The organism is Halolamina salina (genome assembly GCF_042678005.1).
Taxonomy (GTDB): Archaea; Halobacteriota; Halobacteria; order Halobacteriales; family Haloferacaceae; genus Halolamina; species Halolamina salina.
In genome coordinates, this window is record NZ_JBHUDH010000057.1 from 1 (window position 1) to 3,794 (window position 3,794).

7 protein-coding genes and 1 pseudogene are annotated in these 3,794 nt (G+C 64.7%); 1 reads left to right on the top strand and 7 read right to left on the bottom strand.

Features of this window, described 5'->3' with window-relative positions; all coding sequences use genetic code 11:
- Window positions 1–379: 379 nt before the first annotated feature.
- Window positions 380–640, bottom strand: coding sequence for a HalOD1 output domain-containing protein (locus ACFR9S_RS06675; RefSeq protein WP_015299328.1), 261 nt, complete (start codon window positions 638–640; stop codon window positions 380–382).
- Window positions 641–761: 121 nt separating this feature from the next.
- On the opposite strand from ACFR9S_RS06675, the gene ACFR9S_RS06680 reads away from it, so the two are divergent.
- Window positions 762–1,022 (top strand): MarR family transcriptional regulator, encoded by a 261-nt coding sequence (locus ACFR9S_RS06680; RefSeq protein ID WP_191452461.1) that lies wholly within the window; start codon window positions 762–764, stop codon window positions 1,020–1,022.
- A 2-nt stretch (window positions 1,023–1,024) separates the two neighbouring features.
- On the opposite strand, the gene ACFR9S_RS06685 is transcribed toward ACFR9S_RS06680, so the two are convergent.
- The 6 genes and pseudogenes from ACFR9S_RS06685 to ACFR9S_RS06710 form a co-directional block, all read right to left on the bottom strand.
- Complete coding sequence (locus ACFR9S_RS06685) at window positions 1,025–1,534, bottom strand: hypothetical protein (RefSeq protein WP_379730347.1); 510 nt, start codon at window positions 1,532–1,534, stop codon at window positions 1,025–1,027.
- Complete coding sequence (locus ACFR9S_RS06690) at window positions 1,531–2,124, bottom strand: DUF7437 domain-containing protein (RefSeq protein ID WP_379818312.1); 594 nt, start codon at window positions 2,122–2,124, stop codon at window positions 1,531–1,533. The genes ACFR9S_RS06685 and ACFR9S_RS06690 overlap by 4 nt, the downstream gene beginning before the upstream one ends.
- A gap of 49 nt (window positions 2,125–2,173) precedes the next feature.
- Entirely contained in the window at window positions 2,174–2,509 is a 336-nt protein-coding gene (locus tag ACFR9S_RS06695) for a DUF7558 family protein (RefSeq protein WP_379730346.1), read from the bottom strand.
- Window positions 2,509–2,799, bottom strand: a complete 291-nt coding sequence (locus ACFR9S_RS06700; protein ID WP_379730345.1) for a hypothetical protein — start codon at window positions 2,797–2,799, stop codon at window positions 2,509–2,511. Before ACFR9S_RS06700 ends, ACFR9S_RS06695 begins: the two co-directional genes overlap by 1 nt.
- A gap of 73 nt (window positions 2,800–2,872) precedes the next feature.
- Window positions 2,873–3,418 (bottom strand): hypothetical protein, encoded by a 546-nt coding sequence (locus ACFR9S_RS06705; RefSeq protein WP_379730344.1) that lies wholly within the window; start codon window positions 3,416–3,418, stop codon window positions 2,873–2,875.
- Window positions 3,419–3,600: 182 nt separating this feature from the next.
- Window positions 3,601–3,794, bottom strand: a pseudogene (locus ACFR9S_RS06710) (hypothetical protein); the annotation flags it as partial.

Sequence of the window (3,794 nt, forward strand, 5' to 3'; positions counted from 1 at the left end):
CAGCGGAGTAAGCGTGGGGGGTGAGCAGCCACGCCGCGCAACCCCCCACGCTTACCCGCTGGCGCCGAGGGCACATGCACTTTAGCCCGGAACGGGCGCGGGCGGTGCGGAGAGCGCCCGCACGCCCGGAATGGTCGGTCGCGAGCGACGCGGAGGGCGGCAGCGGCGAGCGGGGCGGGCCGGTACGTACACATCTGTCGAGCTGGCCACGTCGCTCGGTGCGTCAGCTACCGACCTGGCGGACTCAGAAAGGGCGAGACCGTCTCGGCCGTCCCCCGACCCCGCAAGCACCGCAGGGACGAGGCGCGCAGCGGTGGTCGCGGGACGTCGAGCGGTCGAGGGCTTTCAGGAACGATCCCTATCTCGGACCCGCACGTCGTTATTCGCCGACGGACTGGGACTCGTCCTCGACGATGACGTCCACACCGTCCGGTGATACTTCGAGCGGGATCTCATCGACAGTAAACTGAACGGTGATGTTCTCATCGGCGGAGGCGATCACCTGTTCGAGCGCATCGGGGTCAACGTAATCGTGGAGCTGGTAGGAATCGTCCTCGAGTCCACACGTCTCCAGTGTCTCGATGATCTCCACGAGGAGGTCCCTAGAATCATCCGAACTGTCCGATGGAGAAGAGTGCATCTGAACGCTCGGGGCTAAGAGTTGCAGGCTTGTAAAAGGTTAAGAGTCAACTACAGGAGCGCACCGATTTGCTACTTGACTTAGCGCGTTCGGGATAGTGTCGGCGCAACCAGAAGCGATTATGCGCTTTGACGCCGACTGGATGTCTCGTGCCGATGACCGCATTCTAGAGCATCTTGCTGAAGCCGGCCCCGATACCCCAAAAGAAATGGCGGACAGTGACCGGGTTCGCTTCTCCCGTCAACACATCAATGCCCGCTGCAAGACGCTGGTCGAATACGGCCTCCTCGTCCACCTCGGCAACGGCGTCTACGATATCACGCGAACGGGAGAGCAGTATCTCGCCGGCGACCTCGACGCTCGTGACCTCGACCCCGAATAGCGTCAGCTGTCGCCGGCGACCAGGTCCTCGATGAACCGGAACCCGTTCACGAACGTCACCGAGTCACCGTACCCCTCACTCGCGAGTACGGTTTCGGCTCCCTCGCCGGCCGCGATGTCGGTCGTGTAGATGTACACCTCGGTCGCCGTCCCCGCACTGAGGTGCTGGGCAGCTAGGGCGGCGAGGGCGGCGTCGGCGCGTTCGACCTCGTCGGCGGGTCGGTCGTCGGCGTTCGCGATGTACCGCTGGACGCCATCCATCACCCGCGAGACGACCGACTCGGAGAACTCCAACGGTGGCGCAACCGTCGCCCAGCCCTCGTCGATCGCGGTGTCGATGGGTGGAGCCTCGACGTCGGACTCGTCGACGGTCAGCTCCTCGTACACCCGTTCGGGCAGGACGAAGGTGACGTCGTTCCGGCGAGCGAATCGCCGAACAGCCTTGTACCGGCTGTTCGACGGCTGTCCCATCGCGACGAACAGGCCGGTGTCGGCGATGTGGAGCCGGCTCACGCGTCGTCAGCCGCGTCGCCGACGTCCAACTCGTCGAGTCCTGCCCCTCCCTCCTCGATGTCGTAGTGTTCGTGGACGACGGGCCGGAGCGCCTGCAAGATCATCTCCGCAGCCAGCGGCGAGATGTCCAGATCCTCAGCCATCAGCCGGTGGGTCACCTCGCCGCGTTCACGGGCGACGGCGTAGGTGAGCGCGGTCGCGAGGCCGGCGACGCCGTGGCGGTCGATGTAGGTGTCGATGTCGGCGTCCGTCTCGCGGCGGCCGACGGCGTCGATCAGCGCCGGCGTGATCGTGTACTCGCGGTCGCCGGCAGCCGTCGTCACGGTCAGGTCGATCTCCCGAGCAGCGTACCGGCGCGGCTGCTCGTCGTCGGTGACGTCGGCGAAGCCGGCGTCGACGAGCCGGTTGACGTAGCTGTAGGCGGTCCCCTGGGCGAGCTCGAGGTCGTCCATCACGTCCTGGACGGTTGCCTCGCCCTCCCGAGCAAGGTACGCGTACAGCTGGGCGAGCTGTGGCTCCTCGAGGAGGTCCGCGACCGAGAGGAAGTCCTGGACGATGTCGCCGTCGGCGCGGTTTGAGGTGCGTGACACGATTCCTTCTTGATTACAGTTTACAGCGAATCAGTAAAGAGTGTTGGGGTCACTCCGCCGGCGCCGCGACGAGATGCTCCTCGAGGTCTCGCGTCCAGTACGTCGCGAGCCCACCCGGACTACAGCGGGCGCACAGCTGCAACGGGCCTTCCAGATGCCCGAGTTCCACCCGGAACCGCGTGAGTGCCGCGAGCGTATCGACGACCAGCCCACAGCCGTCACAGGCGACGTGATCGCGCTCGTCGGGATCCAGCCGCGTCTGAATCGCACAGTCGACACAGATCGGGTGGGTGACCCGCTCGTCCTGCCCCCAGGTATGGGCCTCGCCAGTCTCGGTACCAGGCGGGGCCTCACAGAACGCACAGCCAGTGATCGTCTGCTGCATCACTCGCCCTCCCAGTCGGCGTCGCGGCCAGCCGTCCAGCCACGGTGGAAGACGGCCAGCTGCGTCGATGAGTCGAACGCGGCGCCGCTCGGTTCGTGAACCAGAACTTGGTCTTCGGGAACCGGAGTGACGACGTCCGCGTCGACGAGGTCGCTGACCAGGCGTTGGGCCGTCGTGTCGTCGACGTCCGCCGTGTCGACGTCGGTGGCGTCGCGGTCCTGGGCGAGCTGTTCTTTCTCGAACCGTTCGTAGTCGCGACTCGTGTCGTCGTGCGGATCGGGACCAGGCATGGTGAGTCACGCAGCGCACGCTATTGCGCGCTGCACGCCTCCTGGCGCCGATAAACAGTCAGGGCCGACAGTATCAGTCCGGTCGCGGGTCTCGATAGCCGATGACGGCGACGTCGTCGATGAACAGGACGCCCTTCATGAAGTCGAGCTTGGTCAGACTGTGCTGGTACAGGTTATGCCGACCCAGGTAGTTTACTGGTACCACCAGACAGCCGAACTCGATCTTTGGCCGGCCGTCCTTCTGGGTGCGGTACCCTTTCTGGAACTTGAGGAGGTCGTCGCTGACATTCTTCCGCTCGCTCTTCTCGACCTCGATGGCGATACGGGCGTCGGCGTCGTAGAGATCGACGCTGTAGTTAAACCCCTGATGCGACCAGAGCTTGCAGTTCGGGTTATAGCCGCCGGCGGCGTCCCCTTCGTACTCGTACTGCGAGAGCTTGTCGGCGATCGCGGCATCGAAGCCGCCGACCTCTGTGTGCTTCGTCGAGCCGTCGAAGACGCTTGATGGGACGGCCTCGACGGCTTCCCGAATCGACGTCAACGAATCATCCGGAAACACCTCGGACGAGGTTTGGGTACGGCGCTCGCTCAGTTTGGTGACCTCCTCGACGACGACCATACTCGCTCTCGACGAACAGTGCCCGGATAAAACCCGTCGCGACCGCCGTTCGAGTCGCCCGGCCGCCAGGATGCACTCACTCGAGGAGTCGGGCGGTGGGTGGGGGCGAGGGAGTGGATCCAGCCCCAGAGTTAACCAACACGGTGTCGGTATCGGTTCGGAATGTTGGTTAAGCCTAACCGCTACGGCGTTCGGAGCTCTCGAACTGGCTTCACGACGAAGGTGTCTGGCTCGCTGGTTGCTCCTTCACCTGATCGCTCCGCCGACGTCGAGGGCGACTGCGTGAGCTGAGTGATGAGCTCGTCGCGAACGGTTCGTCGAGGGACGGTGGTCTCGTGCCAGCCCAGTCGGTCGTCGAAGTGCCGTTTCTGGAACT